This window comes from Mixta intestinalis (assembly GCF_009914055.1).
Lineage (GTDB): Bacteria > Pseudomonadota > Gammaproteobacteria > Enterobacterales > Enterobacteriaceae > Mixta > Mixta intestinalis.
On record NZ_CP028271.1, the window covers coordinates 4,621,105 to 4,636,911 of the forward strand.

17 protein-coding genes and 3 pseudogenes are annotated in these 15,807 nt (G+C 50.2%); 19 read left to right on the forward strand and 1 reads right to left on the reverse strand.

Features of this window, described 5'->3' with window-relative positions:
* Nucleotides 1–28 precede the first annotated feature (28 nt).
* From C7M51_RS22820 to deoD, 19 genes and pseudogenes are all read left to right on the forward strand, one after another.
* Nucleotides 29–183 (forward strand): annotated as a pseudogene (locus C7M51_RS22820) (RHS repeat-associated core domain-containing protein); the annotation flags it as partial.
* 93 nt (nt 184–276) lie between these two features.
* Nucleotides 277–558, forward strand: a complete 282-nt coding sequence (locus C7M51_RS22345; protein WP_208852111.1) for a hypothetical protein — start codon at nt 277–279, stop codon at nt 556–558.
* Nucleotides 555–926: a hypothetical protein gene (locus tag C7M51_RS21410; RefSeq protein WP_160623470.1), complete on the forward strand. Its 372-nt coding sequence runs from the start codon at nt 555–557 to the stop codon at nt 924–926. Before C7M51_RS22345 ends, C7M51_RS21410 begins: the two co-directional genes overlap by 4 nt.
* A 399-nt stretch (nt 927–1,325) precedes the next feature.
* Nucleotides 1,326–1,433 (forward strand): annotated as a pseudogene (locus C7M51_RS22825) (RHS repeat-associated core domain-containing protein); the annotation flags it as partial.
* Nucleotides 1,434–2,225: 792 nt separating this feature from the next.
* Nucleotides 2,226–2,678 carry a hypothetical protein gene (locus C7M51_RS21420; RefSeq protein WP_160623471.1) on the forward strand — a complete coding sequence of 151 codons (453 nt, stop codon included), beginning with the start codon at nt 2,226–2,228 and terminating at the stop codon, nt 2,676–2,678.
* Between the two features lie 33 nt (nt 2,679–2,711).
* Nucleotides 2,712–2,852, forward strand: a pseudogene (locus C7M51_RS22830) (RHS repeat-associated core domain-containing protein); the annotation flags it as partial.
* A gap of 251 nt (nt 2,853–3,103) precedes the next feature.
* Nucleotides 3,104–3,499, forward strand: coding sequence for an Imm8 family immunity protein (locus C7M51_RS21430; RefSeq protein WP_244323780.1), 396 nt, complete (start codon nt 3,104–3,106; stop codon nt 3,497–3,499).
* A 120-nt stretch (nt 3,500–3,619) separates the two neighbouring features.
* On the forward strand, nt 3,620–3,751 hold the full coding sequence (locus tag C7M51_RS22625) for a hypothetical protein (protein ID WP_280116105.1): 132 nt from the start codon (nt 3,620–3,622) through the stop codon (nt 3,749–3,751).
* 102 nt (nt 3,752–3,853) lie between these two features.
* Nucleotides 3,854–5,002, forward strand: coding sequence for a hypothetical protein (locus C7M51_RS21435; RefSeq protein ID WP_160623473.1), 1,149 nt, complete (start codon nt 3,854–3,856; stop codon nt 5,000–5,002).
* 327 nt (nt 5,003–5,329) lie between these two features.
* Nucleotides 5,330–6,919, forward strand: coding sequence for a peptide chain release factor 3 (prfC, locus tag C7M51_RS21440; protein ID WP_160623474.1), 1,590 nt, complete (start codon nt 5,330–5,332; stop codon nt 6,917–6,919).
* A gap of 315 nt (nt 6,920–7,234) precedes the next feature.
* Nucleotides 7,235–7,849, forward strand: coding sequence for a molecular chaperone OsmY (gene osmY / locus C7M51_RS21445; RefSeq protein ID WP_160623737.1), 615 nt, complete (start codon nt 7,235–7,237; stop codon nt 7,847–7,849).
* A gap of 129 nt (nt 7,850–7,978) precedes the next feature.
* A complete protein-coding gene (locus tag C7M51_RS21450; RefSeq protein ID WP_003856556.1) occupies nt 7,979–8,140 on the forward strand; it encodes a DUF1328 domain-containing protein in 162 nt (53 codons plus the stop codon).
* Nucleotides 8,141–8,195: 55 nt separating this feature from the next.
* Nucleotides 8,196–8,381: a CsbD family protein gene (locus C7M51_RS21455; protein ID WP_160623475.1), complete on the forward strand. Its 186-nt coding sequence runs from the start codon at nt 8,196–8,198 to the stop codon at nt 8,379–8,381.
* 8 nt (nt 8,382–8,389) lie between these two features.
* Entirely contained in the window at nt 8,390–9,445 is a 1,056-nt protein-coding gene (locus C7M51_RS21460; protein ID WP_160623476.1) for a patatin-like phospholipase family protein, read from the forward strand.
* Entirely contained in the window at nt 9,442–10,215 is a 774-nt protein-coding gene (locus tag C7M51_RS21465) for a TatD family hydrolase (protein WP_160623477.1), read from the forward strand. Before C7M51_RS21460 ends, C7M51_RS21465 begins: the two co-directional genes overlap by 4 nt.
* 356 nt (nt 10,216–10,571) lie before the next feature.
* Complete coding sequence (gene deoC / locus C7M51_RS21470) at nt 10,572–11,351, forward strand: deoxyribose-phosphate aldolase (RefSeq protein WP_160623478.1); 780 nt, start codon at nt 10,572–10,574, stop codon at nt 11,349–11,351.
* Between the two features lie 108 nt (nt 11,352–11,459).
* Entirely contained in the window at nt 11,460–12,782 is a 1,323-nt protein-coding gene (deoA, locus tag C7M51_RS21475) for a thymidine phosphorylase (protein ID WP_160623479.1), read from the forward strand.
* Nucleotides 12,783–12,896: 114 nt separating this feature from the next.
* Entirely contained in the window at nt 12,897–14,120 is a 1,224-nt protein-coding gene (deoB, locus tag C7M51_RS21480; RefSeq protein WP_160623480.1) for a phosphopentomutase, read from the forward strand.
* A 66-nt stretch (nt 14,121–14,186) separates the two neighbouring features.
* Nucleotides 14,187–14,906 carry a purine-nucleoside phosphorylase gene (gene deoD / locus C7M51_RS21485; protein ID WP_160623481.1) on the forward strand — a complete coding sequence of 240 codons (720 nt, stop codon included), beginning with the start codon at nt 14,187–14,189 and terminating at the stop codon, nt 14,904–14,906.
* 70 nt (nt 14,907–14,976) lie between these two features.
* Here deoD and C7M51_RS21490 read toward each other — a convergent pair whose 3' ends face one another.
* Nucleotides 14,977–15,642 carry a YtjB family periplasmic protein gene (locus tag C7M51_RS21490; RefSeq protein WP_160623482.1) on the reverse strand — a complete coding sequence of 222 codons (666 nt, stop codon included), beginning with the start codon at nt 15,640–15,642 and terminating at the stop codon, nt 14,977–14,979.
* Nucleotides 15,643–15,807: the final 165 nt, after the last annotated feature.

Sequence of the window (15,807 nt, forward strand, 5' to 3'; positions counted from 1 at the left end):
TGCCCCTTAACCATCTGCTTAGCCTGACCTTGACCGTGAGACGGGGCTGCATTATAACCTGTTCAGGTACTATGACCCGGACAGCGGGCGTTTTACGCAGCCAGATCCGATAGGGCGGGCGGGCTGAATCTTTACCAGTATGCGTCGAATGCGCTGGGGTGGATCGATCCGTGGGGGTTAACTCCTTGTAAACCAACAAAACGATTACCCAACTCTGAACCTGGGAAATATAATTTTAGAGGTATACATAAAGGACATCCGGAATGGAACAACGCTTTGAAGGGAAAGGTTGTTCCGGGCAATGTGAATTCTAAAATTTCGGCTGATGATCATAACTTTGGTGGTGTATCTGCAAATAGCCCCTTTACTTCGTGGACAGATGATCCTGTGGTTGCTAGCCGGTTTGCGGGTCCTGATGGTGTTATACTTAGGGTTAAAACTGGGGCTCCTAAAGCTGGAGATGCATGGTCATGGGAATATTCGTTTGACGAGTGGATGGAGAGAGAAATATTACTTAAAGGAATCCGATTTGGAGATGTTGAGGTATTTTTGCCATGACGAATCAAGAATTATACGAGCTGGTAAGTAAATACATTTCGAAAGATTATGAGGGTTATTTAAACTTAAACGGTGTTAATAAAATTGCAGGTTTTAAAAGTGATAAAGATAATGAACTACGCATAATGAAAATTCACTATGAAAATGTAAAACAGTCAGGGCTGCAAGTCATTGGTATAAATAGTTTAATTGCAGAGCTTACTGATTTTCATGAAAGTAATGTATATTTAATCAATGTAAGAAATGATAATTATTTTTTTAAATTTTATTTTGATCTTTTACTAAAAAAGAACTTAGGTTATATAATTATTAAGTTAAGAAAAAAAACGAGGAAGAATTACGTTGGGGGCAAGAAGTTCTCGGCATAAAAAATAAATCTCATAATATGTAGAAAGTATGGCAATTTAGACTAATCAGAGAGGCTATCTCAATTAGCCCTGATTTTTATCTACTTGACCTGAGTTTTAGTGATCAGAAGAGCCACGAGCCGCTGGCGCGCATCGACCGGGTGACGGAGCCGGAGATCTATTGGCTTCACTGTGCGGCGAACATTAGTATGCGCCGAATTCTCTCTCATGGATAGACCCGCTGGGGTTATCGTGATCACTCCACATCTTCATCGCATGAACACCTCGCAAGCTAATCAGCTTATATTTTCATTACCAATTGATTTACAATAATTTTGTGCGAATAAAACTATCACGGTATGGAGGTAGTGTATGAACTACGATGCAAAATCACTGACCCATTACAATCCAAATAGGTAGTATGACCCAGAGGTAGGCTGGTTCATGCAGCCGGACCCGATCGGGCTGGCAGGTGGACTGAATCTTTATCAGTATGCGCCGAATGCGCTGGGGTGGATTGACCCGTTAAGACGGGCTGTTACACCTTTAAAGAAAAAAGGGCTTTATGGCATCAGAGCTAAAAAAGTATATTATATTGGTCATATTGTCTCAGTTAAATCAAACCGTTAGGCCTTAAATGCCATGGACACCCTCACGATCCTAACTTCATGAGCGGAAAAAGAAATAAGAAATTAACAATCCTTTATGCAGTTGATTATCGCCAGCTTCATAAGGATTTAAACGCTTTCTTGGTAAATAAAACAAGTGTTAATACAAAAGGAGAAAAGGTTCACATGTGTGCTTAGCGTAGAAATAGTGGTGCTAAGATACAAGCCAACTTTACGAGGCAAGAAAGGTTAGAATATTTAGCTGAGTTCTATAAAGGGTGGGTGCAAAGCATAAAAATGCGGTTAAGTATTTTTTAAAGCATCCGGGACTAAATGATGAGTAAAAAATTAATTATTGGTTATTGATTTGAGAGCTATCGGAAATCATGCCTATTTCTTTGAAAATGCACCTGATAGTATATTTTGCAATAAATGTGGCTGTTGTATTGATGATGATTATTTGCCAAAGAGTCTTAAGGTAGGAAACAGAACTGACATTGGAACTACTTATGATAGGAGATTTATTGTATCGTTGAGGCTTAAGGAATAGATAGATAACTATCCTACTTATTTTTAAATGCCGTACAAAAAGGTTATGAGTATCATCCAAGTGAGTTAAATACAATGAATGCTCCAGAGAACAATATTCCACGTATCAAATGGAAGGATTGGAGCTTAGATAAAAAAGATGGTGGTGCAGGACATATATTCTATGAGTGAAAACATGTTTATTTTAGATGAGAAGAAATATCCTATTTCATGGAGGTTTAATTCTAAAGATTGTGGTTTGACCTTTGATGAAAAACGAAAAATTGTTCTCCTTGATGAAAAGGAATCAGAAATTCTTTGGGATATATCTTTTCCTTTTAATCATTTAATGAGGATGGGGAGGGCGTTTTGTTCTGTAATAGAAAAAAATGCACTTGAATTCGACTGCCCTGAACAATCATCTTCGTTTTTTAAAAACAAATTAAAAGACGTCTCATTGATTTTTTTCTTTTGGGGGAGAAAATCAAGTGCTATCGTGCCTGTGGAGATTTTTGTAAAATCATGGAGTGACTTTTTTTATCCTGGTGATGAAACAAGTATTATTTTAATCGCAAACACGAAAAAGATGATTTATTCCTATGAGGACGAATTCTTTTATGCTGATATAATTCAATGATTTTATAATAAAAAAGTGCGGTTGTAGAAGTAGTATCTTGACCGTGAAATGGGAAACCTGTTCAGGTATTATGATCCGGACAGCGGGCGATTTACGTACCCCAATCCGATAGGGTTGGCGGGTGGAATAAACCTTTATCAATATGCGCCGAATGCGCTGGGGTGGGGCGATCCGTAGGGTCTGAACTGCGGGCGTTTTGGCAAGCAAGGCTTAGATAATTAGCAAATGACCCTAAATAACCATCATGGATTAGAGGATGGATAAATAAGGGCTTGTGTCAGAAGATGGTTTGAGAACATTCAGATTCCCTGCTGATAAAAGGGGATTCGGTCGTGTTAACGGTCGTCCATGGTCGAAGACTGGAAAACAAGTCAATTTTGAAACCAAAAATGTGGATGGTGATGTTATTGCCAATGTTCATTTAGATGTGGACAATTTTCGGCCATGAAAAAAACAAACCACAACTTATTTTATACGATATGTCTTCAACAAAGTTCGATCCGCTTAGTGGGTGGGAGCCTGCTTCTCTTGAAGATACTTATGTAGCTGTTGATTTATGCATTGGGATGAATGATGGTGAAAAAGGAAGCAACTATTTCTATGTAAAAATTGCCACCCCAGAAGCATTGAGAAAGCGTTCAAAGGATTTTCTCATATCTGAAAACAGGGTTATTGTAATTGATTACTTTGATTATTATTTGCTTAGAAAGGTAATTGAAAATATTCTAAAAAAATGTACAAGAGAAAATTGGGATGAATCTTGTTTTGTATTACAACGCTATTTTTCATGGGAATATGAAGATTATGAGTATGAAAAATAGATGGTTAATTTTTTTAAAGGTAAATAGTAATAAAAAGCCGGGAAAGAAATTAACTCTTCCCGGATTTTTATTATCTCCCCTCGTTAAGTCCACTTAGCCGACTTTAGACGGCAATGAATTTTGCAAAGGGCGTTGACCAGCCGGACGGAACATAACGACAATCCCTTCAGCAGCCACAGCTGGCGCTACGATGGCGTCGTTCGCCTGCTGGAGCAGGACGGTACGCTGCCTCTTGAGACGAATCCCCTTTGACTCCTTCCTGCGACTCGGTGTTAAATCCTCGCTGGTTTGCCGCCATAACAACGATAACTTTAGCTTTTGCGCCTGTGCGCTACTATTTTGACGAGCTCAGCTATGTTTTTCTCACTTTTAACGCGTCTGCTGTTCATCACGGCATTGGCAGGTTGCAGCTACGCGAAAGCTGTCGAACTGCCCGATATTTATCGTGCGCCTTTAACGCCTCCCGCAGAAGAATTTACGGTTTTATCACCGGTTAATAATCCTTTGGATGAAGAAGCTGACGGCACGTTAGCGGATAAAGAGGCTGAGTCGGCGAAAGAGGTTGTCCCCTCAGTGAATGTAACCTCAGCAGACGCTGATACCGCAGATATTAACGTCGCGCCCGCAGAATCCCGCCCCAATATGATCGGTATCTCAACGGAAACAAACGATACCGTCGTGCCGCCGTTGGAGAACCATGCCGCTGCGCAGCCGTCATCGCAACAGTTGGAAGATGAAGATAGCAGGCAGAACGAAATTATCGCCAGGGTCTGGACAACGGTTCGTCAGCGTCAGCTTACTCCGCTGCCCAGCGAATGCCTGAGTATGAGCATTGTTGATGATAATGACGATCCGGCCTGGTATCTGATCGATGTGCGGGAAAATCGTAATCATCCCGCATGCGGCGGCGATCCGGAAACCACTCCGCATCTGTTTTTCTTCAGGGCACATAAAACAGACGGCGTATTGCAAACCGACGCGGGCGTTGAGCCTGAAGATTTTTATCCGCTGGAAGAACAACCAGCCGCCGCTCTGACAATGGAAGATTTTGCCGTTCAGGTAAATGGCGTCACGCTAACGCTGGGGCAACCATGGAATGAGGATGTCATGATGAGCCTGCCGCCGGAGCGGGCACGCCAGGCGTTAGCGAGTGAGCAAAATGCAGAAACCTCGTACCGTTATTTTCAGCATCGCTATGACGCGCTGCTGCTGATCGCTTCCAATGAAAACTGGGAGCGGCTACAGCGTAGCGCCGACGATCGCTACATTATGCAAATTACCCTGGTTGATGGTTCGTTGACGACGCATCGCGGTATCCATATTGGCGCTTCAGCAGCGGAGATCGTGCGCAGCTACGGGCCGGGCGAGCCCACGGAGCGTGATGGAGAACAGTGGCTTAGCTGGCATCTGGGGGAGAAAACGCTTTCTGTTCGTCTCAGTGATGGCCTGGTTAGTCAAATTGTTCTGAGTCAGCTTCAGCAGCGCCCGGAAGCTCACCATTAACATCCTGCCAGTTGACTGAAAAAGCCCTTCTCAGACGACGCTTTGCACTGAAGGAAATAGGCGGGACGAAGCGATTTCAGCCTGCTTTTTTTATGTACTTAGGGTAAGCTATGCGGCCTCATTACCTGACTTTTCAACATTGTTACACGAGGCTGGCACCCATGTAGACCGCGATGCTTTTCGGCAGCTTTTATCTTCGTGCAACAGGCTCGTCAGGTAAACTGCATGGTTCCGGCTTCGGGCCCGGCAATATCGCAGGCCCCTATGAATTAACGGCTGTGTCGCCCCTTTGTCGCCGCGTCACAGCATCAACAGAAGAACTTATCGATGTCTAATGCTGCATTTTTGCAAGAAGTGTCGCGTCGGCGCACCTTTGCCATAATCTCTCACCCCGACGCCGGTAAAACGACCATTACCGAAAAAGTCCTGCTGTTCGGACAGGCGATTCAGACCGCCGGTACGGTAAAAGGCCGTGGCTCCAGCCAGCACGCTAAATCGGACTGGATGGAGATGGAAAAACAGCGTGGGATCTCCATTACTACCTCGGTAATGCAGTTCCCCTATCGCGATAGCCTGGTGAACCTGCTGGATACCCCAGGGCACGAGGACTTCTCTGAAGATACCTATCGTACTCTGACCGCCGTTGACTGCTGCCTGATGGTGATCGATGCGGCGAAAGGCGTTGAGGATCGTACCCGCAAGCTGATGGAAGTTACCCGTCTGCGCGATACGCCGATCCTGACCTTTATGAACAAGCTGGACCGTGATATCCGCGATCCGATGGAACTGCTGGATGAGGTTGAGAACGAGCTGAAGATCGCCTGTGCGCCTGTTACCTGGCCAATCGGCTGCGGCAAGCTGTTCAAAGGTGTTTATCATCTTTATAAGGATGAAACCTACCTCTATCAAAGCGGCAAGGGCCATACCATCCAGGAAGTGCGCATCGTTAAAGGGCTGGATAACCCTGAGCTGGATAAAGCGGTGGGCGAAGATCTGGCGGCGCAGCTGCGCGATGAGCTGGAGCTGGTGAAAGGCGCATCTCACGAGTTTGAGCAAGAAGCGTTCCTGGAAGGTGAACTGACGCCGGTCTTCTTCGGTACGGCGCTGGGTAACTTTGGTGTCGATCATATGCTTGATGGTCTGGTTTCCTGGGCGCCCGCGCCGATGCCGCGCCAGAGCGATACGCGCATCGTCGAGGCCAGCGAAGAGAAATTTTCCGGTTTCGTCTTTAAGATTCAGGCAAATATGGATCCAAAACACCGTGACCGCGTGGCCTTTATGCGCGTAGTATCGGGTAAATATGAAAAAGGTATGAAACTGCGTCAGGTACGTATCGGTAAAGATGTGGTGATCTCCGATGCGTTAACCTTTATGGCGGGCGATCGCGCGCACGTTGAAGAAGCCTATCCGGGCGATATTATCGGCCTGCACAATCACGGTACTATCCAGATTGGCGATACTTTTACCCAGGGCGAAAACATGAAGTTCACCGGTATCCCGAACTTTGCGCCAGAGCTGTTCCGCCGTATTCGCCTGCGCGATCCGCTGAAGCAGAAACAATTGCTGAAGGGGCTGGTGCAGCTGTCAGAAGAGGGCGCGGTACAGGTGTTCCGCCCCATCGCTAATAACGATCTGATCGTTGGTGCCGTCGGTGTCCTGCAGTTTGATGTGGTCGTGGCGCGCCTGAAAAGCGAGTACAACGTGGAAGCGATCTATGAATCGGTTAACGTGTCGACCGCTCGCTGGGTAGAATGCAGCGACGCGAAGAAATTTGATGAGTTTCAGCGTAAGAATGAAATTAACCTGGCGCTGGACGGCGGCGATAATCTGACTTATATCGCACCGACCATGGTTAACCTCAACCTGACGCAGGAACGCTATCCTGAGGTAACGTTCCGCAAAACGCGCGAACATTAATCGGTAACGCGCCCTTTTGCGGCGCGTTCTGCAAACATCGCGGAGCCAGCACTGCGCTTCGCGATGTCCCTTTTTAGTACCACCGCAGATTATTCCTTCCAGCTTACAGACTCCTCTTAAAAAAGCCCACAAATCGCCTTCTTACCTGTTTTTTAACCAGAAAAACGAGACGAATGCCGATCCTTGTCTATGCTTACCTTGTCGGACGCAAAAAGCGGTGGCGTAGCAGCCCCGGCGTCCTTTTCGGCGGCATCGCGGTTTGTTGTCGCCACGCTTACGATTGTGAGTGGAATAACGGATAGAAGGAAGATATCGATGAGCAAGACTAAGATTACCAAGACTCTGATGGCTGTGATGGTGGGTTCTGCTCTGCTGAGCGGTTCCGTGCTGGCAGATGAATCCGTCTCGCAGAAAACAGAGAATGCAGCGGATAGCGCAGGGTCAAAAATCGATAGCTCTATGAAAAAAGTTGATGGCTTTATGGATGACAGCGCCATCACTGCCAAAGCAAAAGCCGCACTGGTAGATGATGAAACCATTAAAAGTACGGATATCTCAGTAGAAACCGATAAAGGCGTGGTGACGCTAAGCGGTTTTGTTTCTTCTCAGGATCAGGCTGAAAAAGCCGTGGCGCTGGTGAAGAAGGTTGAGGGTGTGAAATCCGTCAGTGACAAACTACACGTTAAAGACAGCGAAAAACAATCAGTAAGTGGCTATGCCGGCGATGCCGCTACCACCAGCGAAATCAAAGCTAAATTGTTAGCGGATGACATTGTACCGTCCCGGAAAGTAAAAGTTGAAACCACCAACGGTGTCGTTCAGCTCTCTGGCGCGGTAGAGAATAAAGCACAGTCAGATCGTGCTGAAAGTATCGCCAAAGCTATTGAAGGCGTGAAAAGCGTTAAAAATGACCTGACGGTAAAACCTTAACGCTTTAGCGGCGCGGCTGAAACTGTCGCGCCGATGTGTGGACCCGTAAAAAAAGAACGTTCATGGGGTGTATTCCCCTGAATTAGCTGAGTAAGCAGTTCGATTTTCACTATGGTAAAGGAGAGGCTTATGTTTCGTTGGGGTATTATATTTCTGGTAATCGCTTTGATTGCAGCAGCGTTGGGCTTTGGTGGTTTGGCCGGTACGGCAGCATGGGCCGCTAAAATCGTTTTCGTTGTTGGTATTATCCTGTTCCTCGTCAGCCTGTTTACCGGTCGCAGACGTCCATAGGTAGGCAGTCTCAACGCTGAACAAAGAGATTCAGTGAAATTAGCGGAGGCCAGTCATGAATAGCGACATTGTTGTAGGCAAATGGAAACAATGGAAAGGTCAAATGGCGCTAATATGGGCGGAGTGGTTTGATAGCGACGACGCCTGGATGTCAGGAAACAATGACTGGCTCTCCGGAATTTTGCAGGAAGATTATGGCAGGGAGCAAAACCAAAATAATTCCGATAAGCGGACACGTTAAATAGCATTGTGGGAATACATATTCCGATAACGCCAGGCCATATAGCGGCGTTAGCACAACGCCCTTTTACCTCCGGAAAAATGGCGCTGGTTTGTGAAGGGGGAGGGCAACGCGGTATTTTTACTGCGGGCGTGCTGGACGAGTTTCAACGTGCAAATTTTAATCCTTTTCAGCTCTATCTCGGCACTTCCGCCGGAGCACAAAACCTTTCCGCTTTTGTCTGTGGTCAACGGGGCTATGCCCGCCGGGTGATCACACGCTATACGACCAATAAACTCTTTTTTGATCCTTTGCGCTTTGCGCGCGGTGGGCATCTTATCGATCTTGACTGGCTGACAAGTATCACCAGCCAGGAGTTGCCGCTGGCAATGGCGCAAGCGGAAAAACTGCTTGCCGAAGGCAGGGAATTTTATATGTGCGCCTGCCGCAGCGATGACTATTCCGCCCGCTATTTTGCGCCGACCAGCGCCAACTGGCTCGATCTTATTAAAGCGTCCAGCGCCATTCCTGGCTTTTACCGCAGCGGTATTTTACTCGACGATATCCACTATCTTGATGGCGGCATTACCGATGCGATACCGGTACGCGAGGCGGCGCGGCGTGGAGCCAAAACCATTATCGTTATCCGTACCGTCCCCTCACAGATGTTTTATACGCCCCACTGGTTGAAACGTATGGAGCGTTGGTTTGCCGGTAGCCCCTGGGTGACGCTGCTACAGCAGCATGAAAAAAGCTATTATGAGATCCAACAGTTTATTGAACATCCGCCCGGTGATTTGAATATTATTGAGATTTATCCATCGCGTCCGCTGGCCAGTAACGCGCTGGGTAGCCGTCTTAGTGCTCTTAATCAGGATTATCATTTAGGACGTCGCTGTGGACGTTATTTTCTTGCTACGCTGGGACGCTGGCTTAATCAGAAGGTGTCGCTGGAGACGCCGGTGGTGATTACACCGCCAGCGCCGGTAGCCAATGAACCGGCAATGATCTCAGTAAACCTCAATGAGGTAGTAAAGAAAAATGCAGAAAACGATGCTGACTATGACAAAGGATCGCTGGCGTGAGGTTTATTGATACTCACTGCCATTTCGATTTCCCTCCTTTTAGCGATTGTCAACAGGAGAGCCTGGCACTGGCGGCAGAGTCGGGCGTTGGACAGATTATCGTCCCGGCGATTGATGCCACACGCTTCGATAATATTCTGGCGCTGACGCAGCGTTACCCGGCACTTTATGCCGCGTTAGGCCTGCATCCTGTTGTTATTCAGCAGCACAGTGATGCCGCACTCGCCGCGCTGGAACAGTATGTACGGCAGCGACCAGCAAAGCTGGTAGCGATCGGCGAGATCGGACTCGATCTTTATATGGACGATCCCCGTTTCGATCGTCAGCAATATTTTCTTGATGCCCAGCTGCGGCTGGCACGCGATTACGATCTGCCGGTGATTCTGCATTCACGCCGCACCCATGACAAACTGGCCATGCATCTGCGTCGTATCGAGGTGCCGCGGCGTGGCGTGGTGCACGGTTTCGCCGGTAGTCTGCAACAGGCGCAGGCTTTTATTGCCGCTGGTTACGCTATCGGCGTTGGCGGCACCATCACCTATCCGCGCGCCAGTAAAACGCGTCAGACGATTGCGCAGCTTCCGCTTTCCTCGCTGCTGTTGGAAACCGATGCGCCTGATATGCCGCTTAACGGCTTTCAGGGTGAACCGAATCGGCCAGAGCGCGTGGTTAACATATGGCAAACCCTGTGCGAGTTACGTAAAGAGCCGCCAGAAGAAATTGCCGCCACCATTGCTGATAACAGCATGCGACTATTTCAGCTACGCTAAAGATCGCAGTTCAAACCGCATTTCTGGCTGTTAAGCCGGTAAAAAAAGGGTGGATGTGATAATTTTCACATTTGCCCTTCTGCGCTATTATGGCGAAGGGAAGCGGTTCCGGTTGCGGCCTGTTGCGCTTTTTATATGAGATTAGTCACTTTAAATGTAAAATGAATGGTGACGTTTCTTAATTAACTGTGAGCTTAAGCACAACAATGAATCTGCCTGCGGTGTTAAAATCGTAACATCAAAGCGAAACAGCATCGCTGGCAAGGCGAGATGGATCTCACCCCTCTTCAAGGAACCAAGACCTCGTGTTGAGCCTTCCACTTGCGGAAGCTCACTCAATTTGTCTGGAGAGCATTATGACTGATGTAACCGCTGCCGCGCTGCGTGCGCTGAAACTGATGGATCTGACGACCCTTAACGATGATGACACAGATGCGAAAGTGATCGCGCTGTGCCAGCAGGCGAAATCTCCGGCGGGCAATACCGCAGCTATCTGTATCTATCCCCGTTTTATCCCGGTGGCGCGTAAAGCGCTGCGCGAGCAGGGTACGCCCGATATTCGTATCGCTACCGTGACCAACTTCCCACACGGCAACGACGACATCGAGATCGCGCTGGCGGAAACTCGTGCGGCGATTGCTTACGGTGCGGACGAAGTCGATGTTGTATTCCCTTACCGCACCCTGATTGCAGGCGACACGGAAACCGGCTTTAAGCTGGTGAAAGCCTGTAAAGATGCCTGTGCAGCTGCTAACGTGCTGCTGAAGGTGATTATTGAAACCGGTGAGCTGAAAGAAGAGGCGCTGATCCGTCAGGCTTCTGAAATCGCTATTGATGCCGGTGCCGATTTCATTAAAACCTCAACCGGTAAAGTTCCGGTCAACGCTACGCCGGAAGTGGCGAAGATCATGATGGAAGTGATCCGCGATAAAGGCGTTAAAGATCGCGTAGGCTTCAAGCCTGCCGGTGGCGTACGCACTGCGGAAGACGCTGCGCTCTATCTGCAAATGGCCGATGAGATCCTCGGCAGCGACTGGGCCGATGCGCGTCATTTCCGTTTTGGCGCTTCCAGCCTGCTGGCCAGCCTGTTAAATGCAGCGGGCTACCAGAGTGCGCGCAGCACCAGCAGCTATTAATTTTCCTTTCAAAACGGCGGGCGATAAGCGCCCGCTAAACCTTACCCTTCCGTACGGTTGGGGACGCACCAGGCCTGAATGACCGATCCGCTAAACAGGGGGGTTACCTTGTTTCTGACTCAAGAAATTATTCGAAAAAAACGTGATGGACACGCGCTGAGTGAAGAAGAAATCCGCTTCTTTATTAACGGCGTGCGCGATAACTCCGTTTCGGAAGGGCAGATCGCCGCGCTGGCGATGACCATTTTCTTCCATGATATGACATTGCCGGAGCGCGTCGCGCTGACGATGGCGATGCGTGATTCAGGCACCGTACTGGACTGGCGCGCATTGAATCTGAACGGCCCGGTCGTGGATAAGCATTCCACCGGCGGCGTCGGCGATGTGACGTCACTGATGCTGGGGCCGATGGTAGCAGCCTGCGGCGGCTATGTACCGATGATCTCCGGGCGCGGGCTGGGACATACCGGCGGCACCCTCGATAAGCTGGAGGCGATTCCCGGTTTCGATATCTTCCCTGATGATGCGCGTTTTCGCGAGATGATTAAGCAGAACGGGGTGGCGATCATCGGCCAGACCAACTCCCTGGCCCCGGCGGATAAACGTTTCTACGCCACGCGCGATATCACCGCCACCGTAGATTCCATCCCGCTGATTACCGCTTCGATTCTGGCGAAAAAGCTGGCGGAAGGGCTGGATGCGCTGGTGATGGATGTCAAAGTCGGTTCCGGTGCCTTTATGCCGACCTTCGAGCTTTCCGCACAGCTGGCGCAGGCGATTGTCGGCGTGGCAAATGGCGCAGGGTGTAAAACGACTGCGCTGCTGACCGATATGAATCAGGTGCTGGCCTCCAGCGCCGGTAATGCGCTGGAAGTGCGCGAAGCGGTGCAGTTCCTGACCGGCAGCTATCGCAATCCACGTCTGCTCGAGGTGACGCTGGCGCTGTGCAGTGAAATGTTGATTTCCGGTGGACTGGCGGCAGATGAGACAGCCGCTCGTGCACAGCTACAAAAGGTGCTGGATAACGGCAGCGCCGCGGAAGTCTTTGCGCGTATGGTCGCGGCACAAAAAGGCCCGGCTGACTTTATTGACAAGATGGATCGCTATCTGCCCGCGCCGATGCTGAGCAAAGCGGTTTATGCCGATGCGCCCGGCATCGTTAACGCAATGGATACGCGCGCGCTCGGTATGGCGGTGGTGGCGCTGGGCGGCGGACGCCGACGTGCCAGCGATACTATTGATTACAGCGTAGGCTTCAGCGACATGGTGCAGCTGGGCGAGCAGGTGGATAACCAGCGTCCGCTGGCAATTATCCACGCCGACAGCGAAGCGCGCTGGCAGGAAGCGGCGCAGGCGGTAAAAGCGGCTATTACGCTGGGCGCAGATAAGCCAGCGGAAACGCCGGTTGTCTATCGTCGAATCAGCGCGTAATGCCTGAAGATGCGGTCAGCGCACCTGCGACTTGAAGTGTGGCCGGGTTAACGGTCATACTGTTCTGATCGCTTTTTTATTTTTTCTCATCGCGCTAAGGCGCAGGAGAGTCACATGAAACGTGTATTTATCATGGTGCTGGATTCCTTCGGGATCGGTGCCAGTAAAGACGCTGATAAATTCGGTGATACCGGTTCTGATACGTTGGGCCATATCGCGCAGGCCTGCTTTAACGGCGAAGCGGACGTGGGGCGCAAAGGGCCGCTGCATCTGCCAAACCTGACCGCGTTAGGGCTGGGAAAAGCGGCGGAAGCCTCAACCGGCACCTTCCCGCTGGGGCTGGACCCGAATGCAGACATCATTGGCGCTTACGCCTACGCCAGCGAACTCTCTTCTGGTAAAGATACGCCGTCAGGCCACTGGGAAATTGCCGGTGTGCCGGTGCTGTTTGACTGGGGCTACTTTAGCGATACTGAAAACAGCTTCCCGCCGGAGCTGCTGGATAAGCTGGTAGAGCGCGCCGGGCTACCGGGCTATCTCGGTAACTGCCATGCCTCCGGTACGGTGATTCTCGATAAGCTGGGCGAAGAGCATATGAAAACCGGCAAGCCGATTTTCTATACCTCTGCTGACTCGGTGTTCCAGATCGCCTGCCACGAAGAGACGTTTGGCCTGCAACGCCTGTATGACCTGTGCGAGATCGCCCGCGAAGAGCTGGACAAAGGGAATTACAACATTGGCCGCGTAATTGCGCGTCCGTTTGTCGGTGATAAGGCGGGGAATTTCCAGCGTACCGGTAACCGCCACGATCTGGCCGTTGAGCCGCCATCTCCCACCATTCTGAAAAAGCTGGTGGAAGAGAAACAGGGCGAAGTGGTTTCCGTCGGGAAAATCGCGGATATCTATGCGCACGTCGGCATCACGAAAAAAGTGAAGGCGACCGGGCTGGATGCGCTGTTCGACGCCACGATAAAAGAGATGGCCGAAGCGCCGGACAATTCTATTGTCTTTACCAACTTCGTGGATTTCGATTCTACCTGGGGTCACCGTCGCGACGTGGCGGGCTACGCGGGCGGCCTGGAGCTGTTTGACCGTCGTCTGCCGGAACTGATGGCGCTGGTGAAAGAGGGCGATATCCTGATCCTCACCGCCGACCACGGTTGCGATCCTACCTGGCGCGGCACCGAGCATACCCGCGAGCATATTCCGGTACTGATGTATGGACCGGGCATCAAACCGGGCTTCCTCGGCCATCGTGAAACCTTCGCGGATATCGGTCAGACGGTAGCGAAATACTTCGGCCTTTCCGACATGGACTATGGCAAAAGCATGCTGTAATACGCGGCTTTCTTTTAGCGCCAGCCTGTGCGCTGGCGTCATTTATTTTTTAAAGGAATACAGACAATGGCAACACCTCATATTAATGCAGAAATGGGTGATTTCGCGGACGTGGTACTGATGCCGGGCGATCCGCTACGCGCTAAACATATCGCAGAAACTTTCCTGGAAGATGCGGTGGAAGTGAACAACGTGCGCGGCATGCTGGGCTATACCGGGACCTATAAAGGTCGTCGCATTTCGGTGATGGGCCACGGCATGGGTATCCCTTCCTGCTCCATCTATACCAAAGAGCTAATCACTGAGTTTGGTGTGAAAAAAATCATTCGCGTCGGTTCCTGCGGCGCGGTGCGTCCTGATGTGAAACTGCGTGATGTGGTTATCGGCATGGGCGCGTGCACCGACTCTAAAGTGAACCGTATGCGCTTTAAAGATCACGATTTCGCTGCCATTGCCGATTTCGATATGGTGCGTAATGCGGCAGACGCGGCAAAAGCGCTGGGTATTGAAGCGCGAGTAGGTAACCTGTTCTCTGCCGATCTTTTCTATACGCCGGACCCGCAAATGTTCGACGTAATGGAAAAATATGGCATTCTCGGTATTGAGATGGAGGCGGCAGGCATTTATGGCGTGGCGGCGGAGTTCGGGGCGAAAGCGCTGGCCATCTGTACCGTTTCTGACCATCTCCGCACCCGCGAAGAGACCACCGCGGCTGAACGCCAGACCACCTTCAGCGATATGATTAAAATTGCGCTGGAGTCCGTGTTGCTGGGCGACAAAGCTTAAAATCTGACCGGGCGGGCATTGCGCCTCGTCCGGTTTTTGTTCCTGCCGCTTTTACGCTATCCGCAACCGCTTAATGTTTCTCCGCGTCGGTTACCTTCCCGTCCTGCTCGTCATTGTCTTCTTTTACCGGCGTGCTGGCGGTCAGCAGGAACGGTGACTGCTGCCAGCGGGTGCGACGATCGCGCAGCAGGGTACGAGTCAGAATAATACCGATCGCCAGCGCCAGCAGCATCATCAGCCGTAGAATGTTGGTGGTGTTATCCACCTGTTTGGCCTCGGTAACCAGCACATGCGTATCCAGGGTAACGCGCAGAAATCCTTGTGGCCCGTCGCTGTTATCCATCGGCTGCACCAGCTGATGGTTAAAATAGCTGCCCGCACGCTTGCCATCCAGCGCCAGCCGATCGCGAACGCTGATACTTTCGCCGCTACGCGCCACCAGCGAACCTTCACTGTCATAAACGGAAGCGTCAAGGATGCGGCTGTTTTCCGTCATTTGTTGTAAAATGGCGGTGATTTGCGCGCGGTTTTCATCCGGGTTATCCATCAGCGGCGTCAGGGTAAAGGCTACCTGACGCGTCAATGCGCGCGCCAGATCCTCAACCTGCTCGGAGCGCGCCATCTGGTGGCCCAGACTGAACCATGACGCGCCCTGCATCAGCACGACCAGCAGCGTAAGAGAAATCAGCACAATGACCGTGCGGTGCAGACGAAATTTGAGCCGGGTTTTAGCCATTTCCAACCTTAAATCATAATCAACAGCGGGGAGTCTGTTTTTGCGACTTTATGTTGCCAGAAGCGCGGCTGTCAGGGTAGCCTCTTGCGAGGTTTTCTCTACAGGCTGTGGCCCGGCCCGGATGTCAAACAGAACGTCCTTTGATGGCGACAGCCGATCATCTTC